Annotated in this window: 13 protein-coding genes and 1 tRNA gene; 5 read left to right on the plus strand and 9 right to left on the minus strand. The window is 42.9% G+C overall.

Going from position 1 to position 18,667, the window contains the following annotated elements:
• Window positions 1–301: 301 nt before the first annotated feature.
• Together ACZ48L_RS11805 and ACZ48L_RS11810 are read right to left on the minus strand one after the other, a co-directional pair.
• Complete coding sequence (locus ACZ48L_RS11805; RefSeq protein ID WP_025792244.1) at window positions 302–3,088, minus strand: fimbrillin family protein; 2,787 nt, start codon at window positions 3,086–3,088, stop codon at window positions 302–304.
• Window positions 3,089–3,118: 30 nt separating this feature from the next.
• On the minus strand, window positions 3,119–3,316 hold the full coding sequence (locus tag ACZ48L_RS11810; RefSeq protein ID WP_008822968.1) for a hypothetical protein: 198 nt from the start codon (window positions 3,314–3,316) through the stop codon (window positions 3,119–3,121).
• Between the two features lie 639 nt (window positions 3,317–3,955).
• Between ACZ48L_RS11810 and ACZ48L_RS11815 the strand changes: the two genes are divergently transcribed.
• Complete coding sequence (locus ACZ48L_RS11815) at window positions 3,956–4,804, plus strand: patatin-like phospholipase family protein (protein ID WP_025792242.1); 849 nt, start codon at window positions 3,956–3,958, stop codon at window positions 4,802–4,804.
• Between the two features lies 1 nt (window position 4,805).
• On the opposite strand, the gene ACZ48L_RS11820 is transcribed toward ACZ48L_RS11815, so the two are convergent.
• On the minus strand, window positions 4,806–5,288 hold the full coding sequence (locus ACZ48L_RS11820; protein WP_008822970.1) for a low molecular weight protein-tyrosine-phosphatase: 483 nt from the start codon (window positions 5,286–5,288) through the stop codon (window positions 4,806–4,808).
• Between the two features lie 284 nt (window positions 5,289–5,572).
• Here ACZ48L_RS11820 and ACZ48L_RS11825 point away from each other — a divergent pair, with 284 nt between their 5' ends.
• Window positions 5,573–6,772: an esterase gene (locus ACZ48L_RS11825; RefSeq protein WP_315275611.1), complete on the plus strand. Its 1,200-nt coding sequence runs from the start codon at window positions 5,573–5,575 to the stop codon at window positions 6,770–6,772.
• 305 nt (window positions 6,773–7,077) lie between these two features.
• Here ACZ48L_RS11825 and glyA read toward each other — a convergent pair whose 3' ends face one another.
• The gene (gene glyA / locus ACZ48L_RS11830) at window positions 7,078–8,358 is read right to left on the minus strand and encodes a serine hydroxymethyltransferase (protein WP_278513259.1); all 1,281 of its coding nucleotides are present in this window, start codon (window positions 8,356–8,358) and stop codon (window positions 7,078–7,080) included.
• Window positions 8,359–8,499: 141 nt separating this feature from the next.
• On the opposite strand from glyA, the gene ACZ48L_RS11835 reads away from it, so the two are divergent.
• Window positions 8,500–8,880 (plus strand): hypothetical protein, encoded by a 381-nt coding sequence (locus ACZ48L_RS11835; protein ID WP_008822973.1) that lies wholly within the window; start codon window positions 8,500–8,502, stop codon window positions 8,878–8,880.
• A gap of 606 nt (window positions 8,881–9,486) precedes the next feature.
• On the opposite strand, the gene fldA is transcribed toward ACZ48L_RS11835, so the two are convergent.
• From fldA to ACZ48L_RS11860, 5 genes are all read right to left on the minus strand, one after another.
• Window positions 9,487–9,969 carry a flavodoxin FldA gene (gene fldA, locus ACZ48L_RS11840; RefSeq protein ID WP_025792241.1) on the minus strand — a complete coding sequence of 161 codons (483 nt, stop codon included), beginning with the start codon at window positions 9,967–9,969 and terminating at the stop codon, window positions 9,487–9,489.
• A 46-nt stretch (window positions 9,970–10,015) separates the two neighbouring features.
• On the minus strand, window positions 10,016–10,339 hold the full coding sequence (locus tag ACZ48L_RS11845) for a cupin domain-containing protein (RefSeq protein WP_008822975.1): 324 nt from the start codon (window positions 10,337–10,339) through the stop codon (window positions 10,016–10,018).
• A 153-nt stretch (window positions 10,340–10,492) separates the two neighbouring features.
• The gene (locus ACZ48L_RS11850; RefSeq protein WP_025792238.1) at window positions 10,493–11,911 is read right to left on the minus strand and encodes a TolC family protein; all 1,419 of its coding nucleotides are present in this window, start codon (window positions 11,909–11,911) and stop codon (window positions 10,493–10,495) included.
• Complete coding sequence (locus tag ACZ48L_RS11855; protein ID WP_315275620.1) at window positions 11,898–15,095, minus strand: efflux RND transporter permease subunit; 3,198 nt, start codon at window positions 15,093–15,095, stop codon at window positions 11,898–11,900. The genes ACZ48L_RS11850 and ACZ48L_RS11855 overlap by 14 nt, the downstream gene beginning before the upstream one ends.
• Window positions 15,096–15,098: 3 nt before the next feature.
• Window positions 15,099–16,175, minus strand: coding sequence for an efflux RND transporter periplasmic adaptor subunit (locus tag ACZ48L_RS11860; protein WP_025792236.1), 1,077 nt, complete (start codon window positions 16,173–16,175; stop codon window positions 15,099–15,101).
• A gap of 678 nt (window positions 16,176–16,853) precedes the next feature.
• Here ACZ48L_RS11860 and ACZ48L_RS11865 point away from each other — a divergent pair.
• Both ACZ48L_RS11865 and ACZ48L_RS11870 read left to right on the plus strand, forming a co-directional pair.
• Window positions 16,854–16,929, plus strand: a tRNA-Lys gene (locus ACZ48L_RS11865).
• Window positions 16,930–17,709: 780 nt separating this feature from the next.
• Window positions 17,710–18,270, plus strand: coding sequence for a hypothetical protein (locus ACZ48L_RS11870; protein ID WP_025792234.1), 561 nt, complete (start codon window positions 17,710–17,712; stop codon window positions 18,268–18,270).
• Window positions 18,271–18,667 lie beyond the last annotated feature (397 nt).

Consider the following 18,667-nt stretch of genomic DNA (forward strand, 5'->3'; position numbering starts at 1 on the left):
TGTAACTGTTTCTTTCACAGATAGTTATAAGTGGCATTGTAAAAGGGCGTCTTTTACCATGCAAAAGGGCACCTTTTACACATCAAAAGGGCATCTTTTACAATGCAAAAGGGCGTCTTTTGCAATGCAATATACGCCCTCTTACAATCCAGTGTGTCATTTTCCTTTACATGACAGTACTCCCTTCTCCCTTCAGAAGTTCCTATAAAGTAAAACCCCATCTTACTTATTGCGTAAGATGGGGTCGTCAGTTGAAAAGTATAATCAGTAATTTGTTTTTTGCAACAATGTGTCTTTGCGTTTATTCAGCTACTGGTCGTACAGCGAAACCATACGTACGAACGTTACGATATAGCGGATAAACCTTGTCAACCTGTATACCCATGACACATCCATTGTTGACATCATTGGGGTCAGCTGACCAATAGTCACCTTTTGATCCACCATAGAACCAAGCGCCATACTTAGAATCACGGTATCCGAAAGCCGGGAATCCGATCGTTGCATTCCTACTGCTGTTTGTCCAGAAGACGTGCCCATAGTTTGCGGTATAAGCTGCCTGAACATCAGTTCCGTTCACGTTCATAGTACCTTCGTTGAGTCCGTTGGCAGTGAAACCAGTGAAAGCAGCGTTTGAAGGAACACTGAATCCTACAGGAGAAGGGTCATAAATCGTCTTAACAACAGGAGTATTGTTTACCTGATTAGGGTTACTTGCCGTTCTGTTGTTGATTGACCAGAGGTTATAGAAGTAATAATACTTTGTCAAACCAGCATTCGTGTTAATGACTCCTGCGGCATTTGTTCCTGTTGTATAGAAGAAACCAGGGTTCTGAATGATGTTCTGCATGTAGATTTGGTCGCCTGCATTCTGTTTGATAGAGCCCTCTGGAAGAATTGTATTTGAGCCAGGGAATGGGTCTTTACGTCCCCATTGATACATGTTTGCACTACCTTCGTTCTTCTCTACACCGTCATTTTGTGTGATAGTAACCACTGCCTCTTGCTTTGTACCGCCATTACCAATAGCCTGTTCAACCTTGATCTTTACAGTACGAGGCGCAGAATAGGATGTTCCTTTCCATGCTGTTGGCTTCCAACCGAGTGTTTCCTCTGTGAAGTTGAACACCTTTCCCTGCTTATTGGTTACTGGAATCTTGGTTAAAGCATTCTTAGGTGCAAACCATAAGTGCCATGACCAGAGGATAGTGTTACCCTTCTTGACAGCTATGACGGCGTTACCACTCTTGAGATTTGCCTTTGTTACTTCAAATTTCACAAATGCATTGCCACTTGCATCACGATAGATCGGTGCTGAAGGGAGGGTAACGAGGTTAGCGCCATCAGCCCAAACAACCTGTGCACCATTGATACCATTGTTGGCTTTATTATTGGTTTTCTCAATCCAAGGATCTGTGATTGGCTTTCCATCATGGTCTACGAGCGTATGAAGAATGACATCCTTTGTAGCTGCAGGACTACCAAACGTAACGTTTGTTACAGGTGCTGAACTCTTATAAGCACTGGCATTTGTTGCTCCATTCTTAATGGCATTACCATAAACTAACGGTATACTGTAGTATCCCGGAGCTGAAATCACATAGCAGTTGGCTGTGTTCTGCACAGCATCGGCACCTGTATTGTTTGACAGGTTATATGGATTCGCAGCCGAACCCAGTGGTGTTGCGTCCTGAAGTTCCTTGTTACGCTTAGCTGCAAGGTCGATGACGTCATTGCTGAGTGTTGCTAGTCCTTGCTCAGCAGCAGTACCTCCGTTGCCTGATTCCTTGGTAAGTGATTTCAACCAAGCGGGCTTGTTCATTGTCCATGTTGCTCCATTGTCCTCGCTATAACCAGTGATCTTCCACGCAATTGGCTTCTTTGTTCCGTCAGGAGCAGTGCGATAACTTGTTATACCATAGTTACCTGATGTTGTTCTGTTGTATGCAACAGCCTCAGGACTGGTAGCTTCCAGCGTGTAAGTCCAGGTTGATGTCTTCTCACTTAGCTTGTAAGTACGTGTCGTTCCCTGCTCCCATGAACCCTTGAGAGGGATGGAAATAGATGTGTTATCAGTGAATGTGATCACCGCAGTAACCTTGTTTGTCAGTTCCTGTGGTATCAAGTAGAAGGTATAATTGTCCTTAAGATTCTCGAAACGAACGCCAGTTGAATACTTCGTTACGTCCCTTATGATGCTGTTTGGGTTCTCGTTAGTTCTGTAATTCAGGTTATCTAACTTGACATCTCCACGTGTGTTATACCCCGTAGACACCCATTGAGCACCTGTACCATCATACTTATTAGAGATGATATACTTACTTTTCAGCAATACATTCTTAAGGGTAATCTCTTTAATGGTCTTGTCGAACGACAGATTTTGCCCTACTGCAAAGCGTATAGCAGTAAGTGCATGACGGAAGTTAAGACTTGTTTTGGGCGCTTGGAAGCGTGTTGCATATTGCACATCACCAGAACATGCCGTCATAAAGTCTACCTGTTGTCTTACATCTGGGTTCGTTGTGAACTCAACAGTTACGTTACCTGAAGCATCAGGGTAGGCAATGTTCGACTCAGGATAGGCTGCATAGAAACGGCCAAAAGGCTTATACCATGACCAACGAATAGGAGTATATAGCTCACCGGAGTTCTTTGTCTTTGCACTATTGAACCAATTCTCGTTGATATTGCTAACTGCTGTACCACGAATACCTGTTGTTGAGAAGTCGCCAAGCGACATTCTGTTTACGATATTGGCACGTGTGCCAGCATCAACCTTGACCGGATTGACACCTTCTACAGTCGTTTCAATCAAACAAACATCAAGTCCTGCTGCGTTCTGAGCCTCTAACTTGCGTCCCATTAGCTCTTGTTGAGACTGTGATGAGCCGTTGGCAGCACGTGTCAAAACGCCTCCACGACTAAGAATCTCCTCTTGGGCATCGTTAATTTCGAAGTGTACAACGGCGTCGTTATCGCCATTGTTTGCGTTATCTCCTAATGTCTCGTCCGAGCATGAAGCCACAGTCAAGGCAAATGTTCCTGCAAATAATGGCAGTAAAGTGTGTAGAAAAAATATCTTTTTCATTCCTTTTATTCTTTTATTATCTGAGTATTTCTATCCTTCGAGGTTGTCATCATCACCTCCATCAACTGGTGTTAGAGGTTCAACCGTAACAGTTCCAGCGGGACTACCACCTGCTCCGGGGCGCACATTAGGGCTTGAGACTAAGAGATGGCTGTCTTCTGCTACATCAAAGACGGCAACATGCGGTCTGATGTAGTCTTTTTTAAATAGAGTTTTAATTTCCTTCATTTTTTTAGTTATCATAAACTTATCACCAATCTTTCGTTAAAATGATCCTGAAAAGGAGGCGTTGATGTTGTAAATATTGACTTGCATGATGATAAATCATGCACTGTTATCCAGGGATTTATCCCATATCATGATTAATTCGTGTGCAAAGTTACTAATAATATATATCACTTCCGTTTTTGTTTTGTTAATTTTATTATTAATTAACTGTATAAATTCCAATTTAGATTGTGGTTTTTCGTGTCTCTTTTTATGGTGTTAGAGGGCGAAAACCTTTGTTTTAGGGGCTGATAGACAGTTGGTTTTGCGTTTTGAATGGTGCTGACTTTTATATTGAATGGTTTTCTTTCATTCAATAAACTATTGTTGATGGAAGTTTAAAAACTCATAAAAGGAGTTTAGTCTCATCATGGGTAATGTTCGTTTCATCATGGATTTGGAGGCAGGGGGATGTCTTTCTGTGGTTACAATGGCTGCTAAGGGGAAGTGGATAGTGGGGTGCTGTCTTACGGATTAGGCTTTATTTACATGCTTTTTGGGCTGATTCTATAGTTTTTTCTTTACCTTTGCAATACTTCTTTCTTGCTTTTGGCAAAGGAAAAGAGGGCAGGAGAGAGGATATTATTAAGGAGAATGAAGATGAAAAAAGGATTGGTATTAGAGGGAGGAGCCATGCGTGGACTGTTTACTGCAGGTGTATTGGATGTTCTGATGGAGCATGATATATGGCCCGATGGCGTTATTGGGGTTTCGGCAGGTGCTGCTTTCGGGTGTAATATGAAGTCGAAACAACCGGGACGTGCGCTCAGATATAACAAAAACCTGGTCAATGACTGGCGTTATTCATCCTTACGTTCCCTCCTTACGACGGGTGATTACTTCGGAGGAGACTATGCTTATCACTATGTACCACGCCATATTGACTATTTTGACGTTGACACTTTCTCCAAAAATCCTATGAAATTCTGGGTTGTTTGTACGAATGTAGACACGGGAAAGGCTGAATATAAACGGCTGACGGAGGTAGATTACGACAGTTTAGAGTATATTCGGGCTTCTGCTTCCATGCCTATTGCTGCCCGTATCGTTACTGTTGACGGGAAAAAGATGCTTGATGGCGGTATTGCAGACTCCATTCCGCTTCGTTTTTTCCAGCAACAAGGCTATGAAAAGAACCTTGTTGTACTCACCCAACCAGCTGGTTACGTGAAGAAACGTAGTCCGTTGATGCCACTCATGCGCATGTGGTTGCATCGTCATCCACGTATTGTGCAGGCTTTGGAAGACCGTCCTGCCATGTATAATGCCGAGTTAGACTATGTAAAAGAGGAGGAATCGAAGGGCAAGACACTCGTTCTTCGTCCACGGAACAAGCTGACGATTGGGCACATCTCCCACAATCCTGATGATATGCAGATGACATATGACCAGGGAAGGGAGGTTGCTTTGGAGCATTTAGAGGAGATAAAAGCCTTCTTTCAGTCGTAAACTACAACGTAAGAAGTCCACGACAGCCGTCTTCAATCAGGTCAAGTGCCAGCTCAAAGTCGGCTGATCCGCCGTAATAAGGGTCTGGAACACAGGTGGCATGTGGGTGTTCAGTGAAGAAATCAGCCATACGAAGCACCTTTGCACGTGCCTTTTCGTCTGTAGTTTGTGATGTTATGTTGCGGAAATTGTCCTCATCCATCACGATTATATGGTCGAATCGGTCGAAATCTACGCTGGAATCGAACTGACGGGCATGATGATCGATGCGGTAACCACGCCGATTACCATGCTCACGCATGCGTTTATCGGGTAATTGTCCTATGTGCCAGCCTCCGATACCAGCTGAATCAATCTCGTATTGACTGCTTAGTCCACGTTCATCTACCATGTGTTGCATGACAGCATGGGCTGCCGGAGAGCGACAGATGTTACCTAAACAAATAAAGAGGATGCGTTTCTTATTGTCTGTTGTAGTCTTCATATTTCCTGTTTGATACTGTTTCTGCAGACAAAGTAACGAAAAAAAACTGGAAATAAAGGCGTATCTCGATAAAACATAGAGAACATTCGGCCATTAATAATATGACAATCATTCATTAATAATATGATAATCACTCATTAATAATATGGCAATCGTCCATTAATAATATGATAATCGTTCATTAATCATATGATAATTACTCATTAATAATATGATAATCGTTCATTAATAATACGATAATCACTCGTTAATAATATAACAATCAATCATTAATAATATAACAAATGAAAAGAATCTTACTATCACTTACCTGCGTTATGGCAGCCTCTACGGGCTTTGCACAGCAGGCTTTATCATGGGGCAAGGCACCTTTGGCGTCACCAGTTGTCAATGCTGACAACACAGTTACCTTCAATATCGTAGCTCCAGAAGCACAGAAAGTGGAGATAACGGGCGACTTTCTGCCTGTGAAAAAGGTAAAAACAGCCTATGGAGAGCAGGAAACTCCGGGCGTGGAGCAGCTGAAAAAGAACGAGAAAGGGGTGTGGTCATACACCTCATCAGCCCTTTCTCCCGAGCTTTATACCTACAATCTGATCGTTGATGGTGTGAAAATCACTGATCCACTGAACGTTTATGCAGTGCGCGACATCGCCAGTATGTTCAATATCTTTATGATTGGAGGGGGCGTAAAGGGGCTTTATCAGGTGAAAAACGTACCCCATGGAACGGTAGCAAAGGTATGGTACAACAGTCCAACGGCTGGTTTGACACGTCGGATGACGGTCTATACGCCTGCAGGATATGAGACAAGCGGCACGAAAAGGTACCCTGTTCTCTATCTGTTGCACGGCATTGGTGGTGACGAAAACGCCTGGTCAGAGTTGGGAAGAGCCACTCAGATACTCGATAACCTCATTGCTGAGGGCAAGGCAGAGCCTATGATCGTGGTCATGACGAATGGAAATATATCTCAGGAAGCGGCACCTGGCGAGACATCTGAGGGTTTTAAGACACCGACAATGATGCTTCCCAAGACCATGGATGGCAACTTTGAGACTGCATTCCCTGATGTTATTAAGTTTGTTGAACATACTTATCGTGTGCAATCAGACAAGAATCACCGTGCTATTGCGGGTTTATCAATGGGTGGTTTCCACTCTTTGTACATCTCAATCAATAACCCTGACACCTTCGGATACGTTGGTTTGTTCTCTGCAGCAGTAGATAAACAACAGTCAGGTGGCGTCATCTCGGTCTATGAGAACCGTAATCAGAAGATTGATAAGCTCTTCAGTAAGTCGCCAAAGCTCTTCTGGATAGGTATAGGAAGTACTGATTTCCTCTATCAAAGCAATGTAGATTTGCGCAAATACCTTGACAGTAAGCATTATAAATACACCTATATGGAGACAGAAGGTGGACATATCTGGCGCAATTGGCGTATCTATCTGAGCGAATTTGTACAGAAACTGTTCAAGTAAAGACGGTGTTATCACCTGACAAAGACTGTGGATTACGCACTTAAATACGTTTGTTCACAGTCTTAAAGATAGCATTTCACGGTCTAAAAGATGATTAAGAACGCTTCCTCTGCATGGTGCGTGAGGGTTTAAAAGGAAATGAGAAAGGTCCCGACATATCGTAATGATAATGTCGGGACCTCATTTTTATGTGTCAAGGAGTGAGTGGAGTGGAAGAGCGTTAAGCCAACATCCCGTCCTTAAACTCCATTGTTCAGTTTTAAAACATCAAAACCATAGATCTCAAACCTCAAACTTTCATGTCATTAATATGCGAAGAGAGGATAATCACCCATGGTTGTGTTCACCTTCTCACGTACACGTTTGATAACCTGTTCGTTCTCAGGATCAGCAAGAACCTCGTCGATTAACTCTGCTGTGAGTCGCATCATATCCTCCTTGCAGCCACGTGTTGTCATGGCAGCAGTACCGAGACGCAGACCACTTGTCTGGAAAGCAGAACGCTCATCATAAGGAACTTTGTTCTTATTGGCTGTGATGTCAGCAGCAACAAGTGCTGTTTCAGCCACCTTACCAGTAAGATCTGGATACTTCTGGCGCAGGTCTAGCAACATAGAATGGTTGTCAGTACCACCACTAACGATGCTGAATCCCTTGTCAACAAGCGCCTGTGCGAGTACAGAAGCATTCTTCTTCACCTGTGTAGCATACTCTTTCCAGCTTGGAAGGAGGTTTTCACCGAAGCCAACAGCCTTTGCTGCGATGACATGCTCCAATGGTCCACCCTGGTTTCCAGGGAAAACTGCAGAGTTAATGAGCATAGACATAGGCTTTACATCGCCCTTCTTGGTTGTCAATCCCCAAGGATTATCAAAGTCTTTACCCATCATGATGACACCACCACGTGGTCCGCGCAGCGTCTTATGTGTAGTAGTTGTAACGATATGTGCGTACTTCACAGGGTTCTCCAAGAGTCCTGCAGCAATCAGTCCGGCAGGGTGAGCCATGTCAATAAGCAGCAATGCACCAACTTCATCAGCTATAGCACGCATGCGTTTGTAGTCCCACTCACGGCTATAAGCCGATCCGCCACCGATAATCAGTTTTGGTTTGTGCTCACGTGCGAGGCGTTCCATCTCGTCATAGTCCACACGTCCTGTCTCACGATTCAGTGTATAACCAATGTGGTTATAGAGAATACCTGATGTATTTACCTCACTACCATGTGACAAGTGACCACCTTGATCAAGGTCTAAGCCCATGAAAGTATCACCAGGCTTCAGTACAGCGAGGAATACAGCTTGGTTAGCTTGTGCGCCAGAGTGTGGCTGCACGTTAGCATACTCAGCCCCAAAGAGCTGCTTTACACGCTCAATGGCGAGTGTTTCAACTTGGTCTACGACTTGGCATCCTCCATAGTAACGTTTGCCTGGGTAACCTTCAGCGTACTTATTGGTTAGGTATGACCCCATGGCCTGCATAACCTCATCACTGACAAAATTCTCTGATGCAATCAACTCCATGCCCTTTAGCTGGCGCTGGTGTTCCATTTCGATAAGATCGAAGATTTCTTGGTCTCTTCTCATGTGTATTTGTAATGTTTAGGGGGTTCGTATATCTCTACAAACCCGTTGGTTAGTGTTATGGCGCAAATATACGAATTAAGTTTCTAACATGCAAGCGTAACGGAAAAAATTATGTAACTTTGCAGAAAAGCTAATAATAAAATGAAACTGAAAGAATTATTCCAAGCCTACGAGTTTGATGAGATTTATCCTCAGATTGGGCTGATGTTCCCTAAGGGAAGGCACTTGCGTGAGGAGTTCCGCAATGCTTATAATCTTCTTTTAGACATCAAACCGGTGATGTCGAAGAAGCAGATACGTTATGAACTCATGGAAGATCCTGACTCAAATGAGATGTTTTTCGGTGCTGATGACCATGATTTCAATGGTCCATGGGACGTTCTCTTGGGCAAGGAGTTAAAGAAAGGACCGAAAGTTGACCTTACCAGTGAGGAGTTAGTGGCTAATTGCTTGCTGAATGTGGTGCTCATTGGGCGTCATCCAAGGGCTTTCGACAAGGATTTTGAGAAGATTACGAGATAAGAAACATAGCTCCCTATAATATAATAAGGTGTAGGGAGAGAAAAAACGGGGGAGTTAAGTCAACTGTTTCCACGTTCTTTGCATTGGCAGGACGGGTGGAGGACAGTTGATTTAGCTCTCTTTTTTGTTCCCATGAAATAACTTTACTAATTTAAGACCATGCTTTCTCCGTTCTGAAGGGATAAGCACTTATTTTCGCCTTTGTAACCTCTTGTTATCCAAAGGTTTACAGATGGGGTTGTAAAAGGTGCCCTTTTGCGATGTAAAAGACGCCCTTTTACATGGTAAAAGATGCCCTTTTGCAATGCAAAACATGCCCTTTTACAAGCCAAAAGGGCGTCTTCTGTTTTTCAATACTGAATATACTTTACATTATACGGTTTGTATCTGTCGTCTGAACCTTCATTTCCTGCGTTCTGATACGTTGGTCTGATACTGTCATAACCGTGGCGAAGGGCGATTCCGAGATGTGGCGATGAAGACAGCATCAACCGTAAAGACTAAGGCGAGAGAGGGAAGAACCGCTTGAAAACAAAAAGGCCAGACGGAAGAATCCGCCTGACCTCGACTCATAAATTGACCACTATATGCACCACCGTTGCGGCATTATAATGCGAGTTGTGCCAACCACACATCAATGCGATCGTCTGTTTTTTCCGGCTCATTGACGTCATCAAGAGCAAGACCAACAAACTTTCCGTCGACAACGGCTTCTGAGTCGTCATATGTATAACCGCTTGCGTCTACCGCGCCAACAACCTTTGCGCCAGCATCCACCGCAGCATCATGGAGTTCCTTCATACCTCCGCAGAAGGTATCGCTATAACTTTCGGAGTCACCACAGCCGAAAATGGCAACCGTCTTACCACTAAGACCAGCCTCTTTCAGCACTTTCACCCCGTCATACCAGTCGTCCTGCATCTCACCTGCACCCCATGTAGATGTTCCAAGGAACAATGTGTCATAGTCAGAGAGCTTCTCTGCCGTGAGATCAGTAACGTTAATACAGTCGGCACCAGCCTTTTCTGCAATCTTTCCTGCTATCTCTTCACACATACCCGTGGAAGAACCAAATACTACAAGTTTCATGATTCCTTTTTTTTTGTCAGTTCTCAATAATGAATGGTAACACTTGTTACCCTCTGATCATGGTGATAATCATCTTGAAACGTTCTGGTGCATTGACAGAATGGCGTGCTCCAGAAGGGATAATAAACAGTTCGCCAGCACTGATGACATGCTTTGTATCCTCAACAGTCAGCTCCATCTTACCGTCAATGACCTGGATGAGTGCATCGAAAGGTGCTGAATGTTCGGACAAACCCTGTCCTGCATCAAAGCTGAAGAGCGTCACACTCCCTGCATTGTTGTGTACAAGTTCCTTGCTTACTACGCCACCATCAGCGTAATCAATTACTTCTTTTGCTGGGAAAACCGTACCTTTTTCTAACTTTGCCATATTCTATTGTCTTTTAATTGTATTAATAATTATGTTCTGACAATAGACGAACAAATGCAATGCCAAAGCAGATAAGAGTAACAAATGTTACCTGTTTCGGGACTAAAGACAAAAAAGGCTGTGATGAAAGAACATCACAGCCACCTTATTATATTAATAGAAGAATCCCCGATAGGCATCAATCAGTGTGGAAATCTGCTGAAGTTGTGTGTCGATAAGCTCCGTCTGACAGTCTAACTGCTCACGTTCACTGTCTAACACCTCCAGGTATGTGGCACGATTGTAAGCATAAAGCTGTTGAGCAGCCGTCACTGCACGCGTCAGAGATTGCACTTGTTTGTTTTTCAATGCCTGATATTGTGACAGGTTATGTGCACGCGACTGCAGCGTACTCATATCACTATATGCCGTGAGCAATGCCTTGTCGTAGTTATAAAGAGCCTCCAACTGCATAGCATTGGCTTGATCGAAGTTCGTCTGTATGGCTTTCTTATTAATTAATGGAGCTGTCAATCCACCCAAAACGCTGAATGCTACAGACTCCGGAAGACGCAGAAGATACTTCGGACTGAAGGCATCTAAGCCTAATGTAGCCGACAGATTGAGCGAGGGAAGGAAAGCTCTTCGAGCCGCTTCCACGTCCCATTTGGCAGCTTGCAGCTCATGTTCGGCACGAAGAATGTCGGGACGTTGCAATAGAAGACGGGCTGGAATAGCTTGTAATGTGGGCAACGACTGATGGTCGAGTGCATCCTTGTCACGTTTGATGGGTGTAGGATATCGCCCAAGAAGAAGGTTCAGACTGTTCTCCGTTTCCGTTATTGACTGTCTCAACTGGTACTCATTAGCCGATGCTTTGGCTAGTTCAGCTTCAAATTTCTCTACAGCCAACTGTGTATCTGCATCTGCTTCCTTCTGAATACGGGCTATCTGGACAGCCTTTTTCTGTAGTTCTATATACTTTAACGTGATGTTGAGCTTGTTATCCAACGCCACTAAAGCATAGTAATTCTCTGCAATATCCGCTACCAACTGGCTCTTTAGCGTGCGTTGTCCTTCTGCTGTAGCAAGGTAACGTTCAACTGCTGCACGCTTACTGCTATTGAGTTGCTTCCAAAGATCAATACTCCAATCAAGCTGAAGGTTCGGTGCTATATCGGGAATGACGGTCGGAATGTTATGTCCTGGTGTGAGTTCTGTTCCTACATTACCAGCTCCTTCGCTCGTATAGCGTCCCACTTTCGACACACCAATAGTGGCATTGGCAGTCACAGTAGGCAACATCTGTCCACGTTTTGCCGTGATAGCACTCTTAGCAATAGCCATTTCCTGTAGTGTTATCTTCAGATCTTGATTGTTATTGAGTGCTGTATCAATGAGAGCACACAATGCCGGATCCTTGAAAAAGTCGCGCCATACGTGTACATTGGTCACCGTGTCGGTGGTCACTTTTGGCAATGTTGCTTTTATATTGTCCTTAGGCAGTGTTGCTTGAGGCGTTTTACATGCCATCAGCGTCAGCAACAAGAGAGCTGCCAGAGCAGTGAATAAACCTGTTTTATGCGTTGTCATCAGCTTTATCTTCTATAGATTCTTTGTGATATCGTTTATCTTTCTCTTCGCTCAAAGGCTTTTCTTTCTGATAATTCACAATCTTATCAGCCATAGAGGCAAAGATATAATAGAGTCCGGGGATGATGATTAATCCTCCCATCGTACCAATCAACATACCGCCTACGGCTGCTGTACCAATCGTTCGGTTACCAATTGCACCCGCACCCGATGCAAACACAAGTGGAATAAGGCCCGCTATGAAAGCAATACTCGTCATAAGAATAGGGCGGAAACGTGCTACTGCACCCTCAATGGCTGCCTCTGCGATGGTCTGACCCATGTTTTTGCGTTGTACAGAGTACTCAACCATTAGCACAGCGTTCTTTCCCAGTAAACCAATAAGCATCACTAAGGCTATCTGTGCATAGATATTGTTCTCCAATCCGCATAGTTTCAGTAAAAGGAAAGCACCGAAAATACCCACAGGTAGGAAGATAATAACAGGCAAAGGAAGGAGGAAGTTCTCGTATTGGGCAGCCAAAATGAGATAAACAAACACCAAACAAACAATGAAAATGATGATGGCAGTGTTGCCTTGGTCCACCTCATCCTTCGAAATACCAGCCCAATCGTAGTCGTAACCCTTAGGAAGTGACTTCTCTGCAACCTCTTGTATTGCTTTCAAAGCCTGTCCACTGGAGTATCCAGGGGCTGGTGCTCCCGTTACTTCTGACGAGTTATAGAGGTTATGGCGTGTGATTTCGCTCATTCCATAGGTCTTGCTGAGGGTCATAAAGTCGGCATACGGCACCATTTGTCCTGCATCATTCTTCGTGTAAAGATGCAGAAGATCTTCAGGAAAGGCACGATATTGTGGTGCTGCCTGTACAATAACTTTATACGGTTTGCCAAACTTTATGAAGCCAGTTTGGTAGTCTGAACCCACAAGTACAGACAAACCGTTGAGTGCTTTGCCTGGTTCTACACCCTTTTGGAGTGCCAATGCATCATTAACATTGAGCATATACTGTGGGAAACTGGCTGAATAGAATGTGAAAGCATTGCCAATTTCGGGTCGTTTGTTAACCTCTCGCACGAAATCTTTGCTCACTTTCTCCATCTGATGGTAGTCGTTGTTACCTGTTTTATCAAGCAATCGCATCTCAAAACCACTCGCTGCACCATATCCAGGGATCGATGGTGGTTCGAAAAAGTCGATGTTTGCAGTTGTAATAGCTTTACATTTATCTTCCAAATCACGAATAATCTCCTTTGCAGTGCGCTTCCTGTGCTTCCAATCCTTTAGGTTTATAAGACAGCTTCCAGAGTTAGCACTGGTGCCTTCGGATAGGATTTCGAAGCCTGCTAATGATGAAACACTCTCTACACCATCTTCTTTTTCTGCAATTTTCAGCAACTGATGCGCCACTTCATTGGTACGTTCTATCGTCGAACCCGGTGGTGTTTCAATAACAGCATATATCATTCCCTGGTCTTCTTGTGGGATAAATCCTGACGGTAAGCCCATATTTACCCAGTAAGCTAACGCACAAAAGACGAGTACAGCACCCATCGTTAGTAGCTTATGCTTCACTGTATGCTGTAATACATGGGCATATTTCTTACTGCCAACATTGAACTGTTGATTGAAACGTTGCAGCATTCTGCCCAGCCAACCCAGCTTAACATGGTTCTCTTGTTCCTTAGTTAAGATGAGAGCACACAGTGCTGGAGTAAGTGTAAGGGCTACGAATCCTGAGAAAAGAATACTAGATGCCATCGTTATAGAGAACTGTCTGTAGAACATTCCCTCTGGTCCTCCCATAAAAGCAACGGGTATGAACACTGAAGCCATCACCAAAGAGATAGCAATAATGGCACCACTGATTTCTTTCATAGCTTTCTCTGTAGCCTCAACTGGCAACAGTTTATTGCGCGATATTTCTACATTTACTGCCTCAATTACCACTATGGCATCATCAACAACAATACCAATAGCCATAACAAGGGCAAAGAGTGAAATCATATTGAGTGTGATGTTGAATGCCAACATCGCAATGAAACTACCTAACAGGGACACAGGTACTGCCATAATAGGTATGACTGCCGACCTCCAATCGCCCAAGAATATGAACACAACAATGGCTACAAGTATGAAAGCTTCAAACAGCGTGTGTATTACTTTCTCTATACTTGCATCAAGAAAGCGGCTAATATCATAGCTAATCTCGTAGTGCATACCTTTCGGCATGTCCTTTTGGAGGTGCTTCATAGCCTGCTTTACCTGTTTGATAACGTTGCTTGCATTACTTCCGTAAGCTTGTTTCAGGGTTACAGCTGCTGATGGACGACCGTTAAGAGTGGAGTAAATATCATACACCTCACTACCCAAATGAATGTCGGCAACATCCTTCAGACGAACCGTCTGCCCATTGGCATTGCTCTTAAGGATGATGTTTCCATACTCTTCTGTCGTGGTGTAACGTCCTGGATACTTCAAAACGAACTCCTTAACCTGCGGCCGTGTACCACCACTCTCACCTAATTTACCTGGTGAAACCTCTATGTTCTGATCTTCCAAAGCATCACTCACGTCGTCAGTCGACAGTCCGTAAGATATCATCTTGTCTGGATGTAGCCACACACGCATGGCATAACTGCGTGTACCTAATATGTCAAGATCACCCACACCATCAACACGTAGCAGCTCAGGGGATATGTTTATGTCGAAATAGTTAAACAGAAAGTCCTGATTAACATTAGGATCATCACTGTAAAGGTTGATATACATGAGGATATTCGGCTCTTCGCGCGATATCTTTACACCCTCACGAATCACCTCAGGTGGTAACTTATTTGTTGCTGCCGACACACGGTTCTGCACATTTACGGCGTCAACATTAGGGTCAGTACCCAACTTGAAGACAACGTTTATCTCTGCTTCACCATCGTTTCCAGCATCACTTTCAATGTATTTCATGCCCGGAACACCGTTCAATGCCTGCTCCAGCGGGATGATCACCGACTTAATAAGCAGCTCATTGTTTGCTCCCGGATAGTCAGCAATGACATTTACCTTCGGAGGAGAGATGGAAGGGAACTGTGTAATGGGGAGATTAAACAGTGAGAGGATACCGATAAAGGCAATAACCAGTGCTATCACAATGGATAGAACCGGACGTCGAATGAAGATTTTGAACATCTTTTAAATGCCTATTTTGTTCAACTTGATTGATTCACGGGGTGATACGAAGCGTGTACGGACGTGGTCGCCGTCGTTAACCTTTTGTATTCCGTCCGTCAGATAGTGGTCATTGGCACTCAAACCAGAGCCAATAACGTATATTCCTGTCAGTTCAGCAGCTATCTGTATCTGCCTTTGATGAACGACATTGTTCTTGTCTACAACGAAAACATACTTCCTATCTTGTAGCTCATAGACTGCTTCTTGTGGAATAACAATGGCATGTTTCTTCTGTAAGAGTAATTGAATAGTGCCTGTCTGGCCATTGCGCAGTAGGTTATGTGCGTTCTTAAAGAGTGAACGAACAGATATTGTACCCGACGCACTGTCGAATTGTCCTGATATATCAGCAATCTTTCCACGTGCAGGGAAGGTGCTTCCATTTGCCAAAATCAGCTTCAATGGTAGCTGCATGTAGCGGTCCGGATGCTCTTGGAAGTCGAGATAATCCGTCTCAGAGATGTTGAAATAAACCTGCATCTGCGTGTTGTCCGATAGTGTTGTCAGTAAATCGTCTTGCTGAATATAGCTTCCCAGCTTCTCAGGTATGCGACCTAAGACGCCAGAGAAGGGCGCACGGATAACGGAAAGACGCTTGCGCTGAACAGCAAGACGATAGTCTGCCACTGCCGACTGCAACTTTGCCTTTGCCATACGGCGTGCATTGGGCGAGATAACATTGTTTTCTGTGAGCTTACTCGTGTTCTGCAGCTCTATTTGTGCCTGCTCTTGAGCTGATTTCGACTTGGTAATCTCTTCATCAGCACCAACGATGGCAAGGCGAAAGAGCGGTTGCCCAGCCTTGACATACTGTCCTTCGTTGACGTAAACCTGCTGAAGAATACCTTCTTGTTGGGAACGTACCTCAATATTCTTTAGTGATTGAATGTTTGCCACATAGGTTTCAGGGAGGTTTATGTCGGTAACCAACGGCGTCGTTGATGTATAGACAGCGACCGTCTCCTGGTCGTTTTTCTTAGAGTGGCAGCTCCATAGCAGCAGTGCCATGAGCAGTGTTAAACCAAAAAGTCTCTTCATTTATATATAATGTAGTGTTATCTCTATTAGAGGTCGTAAACTTGGCTCTATCAAAAAAGTAATGCAAAGGTAGTAATTTGATTCGATAGTGTTACGCTTCTGCCGATTTTTTTTCTTCTATCATAGATAAAATATAAGGTGAAGGGCGAAAGGTTGAAGAATTAAGGGGGTACAAAGGTGGGATAGGAGAGAACCCATCGCCTGGTAGTAAGTATGGAAATCGTTATTAAGGAAATAATCTTACAAAAAATGAAGGGCAATAGATTGAAAAACAGACAGAAACCGTTAAAAACCGACTTTGTAACCCTTAGTATATCAAGTAGTTACAAACAGGCTCCTAAAAGGGCATCTTTTGCACTCTAAAAGACGCCCTTTTACCATGCAAAAGGGCACCTTTTACAATGCAAACAGGCATCTTTTACAACGCAAAAGAGCACCTTTTAAAATCCACTTTATAAAATATTTTACTTTTTGGGGTGATCCATGACTTCTCAATAGTCCGTAAAGTGGCTCTCAATAGGGATAGGATGTCATCCTCTTCCATCCTTATTCATCCCTCCCATGTATCCCATCCCCGGACGGATATTTTATCTATTGATTCAAGAAAATCCACGAATTGTTTGGTGCAATCAGAAAATCTTATTACCTTTGCACTCGCTTTTGATAAAGCAATAGGGAGATCCGCTAGCTCAGCTGGTAGAGCACAACACTTTTAATGTTGGGGTCATGGGTTCGAGCCCCATGCGGATCACCAAGTAAAAAGAGGAATAGTCATTATGATTATTCCTCTTTTTGCATTTCGTTCATCATACCATTGCGTTTTCATTCTTCCCCTTTTTCGTTTCAATCATCAGGAGATTACCGCCTTGTGAAGAGCCGGCTGCCATTTCTTATGTTATCTGTAGAGTTCTTATCCTCTTATCATTCTGCACCACAGTACGCCCTTCCAATCACCCTTCCCCGTCTTGTCTCATGCCACATCATATACTCTCAACGTTGTTGATATCGAACAATGTATTGCCAAGTTCCGTATTCCCGCTAAATATCTATCGCCCCTTGCTTCGTCACTAACCTCTATATCCTATAACATTCTTGTCTCCTTTTCTACTCAAGGACAAAAGCTGACTGCATATTCTTTTCAAGTTTGCTGTCATTTCTGTCACTCTTTTTTCGCCTTTAATTTGTTGATTGTAAAGCTATTAAGCGAAATGTTAAAAGTGACAGCAACTAAAATAAAAACTATTTTAGGGTTTTTGCAGTAATAACATATGCTGTTTTTAAAAGCATAACATACATTCTACTTCCCCGTTTTTCCATGATCTAAAAATGCATTTACAAAATAAAAGTCGTATATTTGTCCTTGAAAGTGTTGTGCTTTAGCTCTCTGTTCTTTAGAAAAGAGAATAAGAAAGGCTGTCAGGAAGGGACATAAAGATAGAATCTATAACACTGTTAGCTTGACTTTCATCAAACTCTTAAGATGAATATGCCAGTTTACAAAGAGAAGTTATAGTTTATAAAGACGATAAATAATATGGGTAAGAGAATAAATCTATATTGTATGTTTATAATATGTATTGTCCTTTTGATGAGCTGTAACTCTCATAAAGAAAAAGAACTTACCATTTTTTATCTTTGTGGTACTATAGAATCACATAGACATCTCGAATGTACTAAACTAGATAGTATCTGTAAAACGATAGAATACGATGATACTATCTATGTAAATGCCGTGGCTTTTAAGCAAATAGAAGATGGAATAAGGAATTCAAAGCCTGTCAAGAATAGCCCAAATTCATATAACTCCGTAATGTATGTGAATGCTGGAGATATGAATTTGTGCCTTAACGGGACAGATAACAGGTGTTGGGTAAAACAAACTGGTGGGCAGTATCATCCGTCTGTTATTAATGATAAAACCGCATATCTTCTGAAATGGAAATCTCATTATTATAACTTTTTACCACATGATGTGTTAGTCTTAGATAAAGAAATACGGCAATATGGCATTCCTTATGATTATAGAGAGAACCAAGTTGAGAAGCCCGTAAAAAAGAAAGAGGTCTCTAAAGTCTTATTAAAAATAAGAATGTAAGCATCATTAAATAAGTACTTTTTAATCCATAGTTATAGTTTTCTTGGTGCTAAGATCAAAGATAAACTCATAAGGCTGAACTGCAAGTGTTGGAGTTCAGCCTTAAATTATATTTTGATAGGAATAGTTGAATAAGCAATAATAATCTACAAATACGGAAAAGCGTTATAACTTCACCTTTGATACTTAAGGTATAAGAAATCAAATCACTTAAAAGAATGAGAGAGTTTGGTTTATCTATCTGGATTGTATGACATGCTGCAGCTGTTAGAAAGGATGATTGAGCCACAGATAAAAGGGCAGATGATAGAGTAAAAGTATTGTTAGTAATAAGCGAATCATAAGGGAATGGAGGACTTTCCTGTTCCTATTATCAGTCCAAAGGTTCTGGTTTGTC

Source organism: Prevotella histicola (genome assembly GCF_055385135.1).

Bases quoted from the DNA above. Each gene is read 5' to 3' on its own strand.
- ACZ48L_RS11805 (WP_025792244.1), bottom strand. From the start codon at position 3,088: ATGAAAAAGATATTTTTTCTACACACTTTACTGCCATTATTTGCAGGA.
- ACZ48L_RS11810 (WP_008822968.1), bottom strand. From the start codon at position 3,316: ATGAAGGAAATTAAAACTCTATTTAAAAAAGACTACATCAGACCGCAT.
- ACZ48L_RS11815 (WP_025792242.1), top strand. From the start codon at position 3,956: ATGAAAAAAGGATTGGTATTAGAGGGAGGAGCCATGCGTGGACTGTTT.
- ACZ48L_RS11820 (WP_008822970.1), bottom strand. From the start codon at position 5,288: ATGAAGACTACAACAGACAATAAGAAACGCATCCTCTTTATTTGTTTA.
- ACZ48L_RS11825 (WP_315275611.1), top strand. From the start codon at position 5,573: ATGAAAAGAATCTTACTATCACTTACCTGCGTTATGGCAGCCTCTACG.
- glyA (WP_278513259.1), bottom strand. From the start codon at position 8,358: ATGAGAAGAGACCAAGAAATCTTCGATCTTATCGAAATGGAACACCAG.
- ACZ48L_RS11835 (WP_008822973.1), top strand. From the start codon at position 8,500: ATGAAACTGAAAGAATTATTCCAAGCCTACGAGTTTGATGAGATTTAT.
- fldA (WP_025792241.1), bottom strand. From the start codon at position 9,969: ATGAAACTTGTAGTATTTGGTTCTTCCACGGGTATGTGTGAAGAGATA.
- ACZ48L_RS11845 (WP_008822975.1), bottom strand. From the start codon at position 10,339: ATGGCAAAGTTAGAAAAAGGTACGGTTTTCCCAGCAAAAGAAGTAATT.
- ACZ48L_RS11850 (WP_025792238.1), bottom strand. From the start codon at position 11,911: ATGACAACGCATAAAACAGGTTTATTCACTGCTCTGGCAGCTCTCTTG.
- ACZ48L_RS11855 (WP_315275620.1), bottom strand. From the start codon at position 15,095: ATGTTCAAAATCTTCATTCGACGTCCGGTTCTATCCATTGTGATAGCA.
- ACZ48L_RS11860 (WP_025792236.1), bottom strand. From the start codon at position 16,175: ATGAAGAGACTTTTTGGTTTAACACTGCTCATGGCACTGCTGCTATGG.
- ACZ48L_RS11870 (WP_025792234.1), top strand. From the start codon at position 17,710: ATGGGTAAGAGAATAAATCTATATTGTATGTTTATAATATGTATTGTC.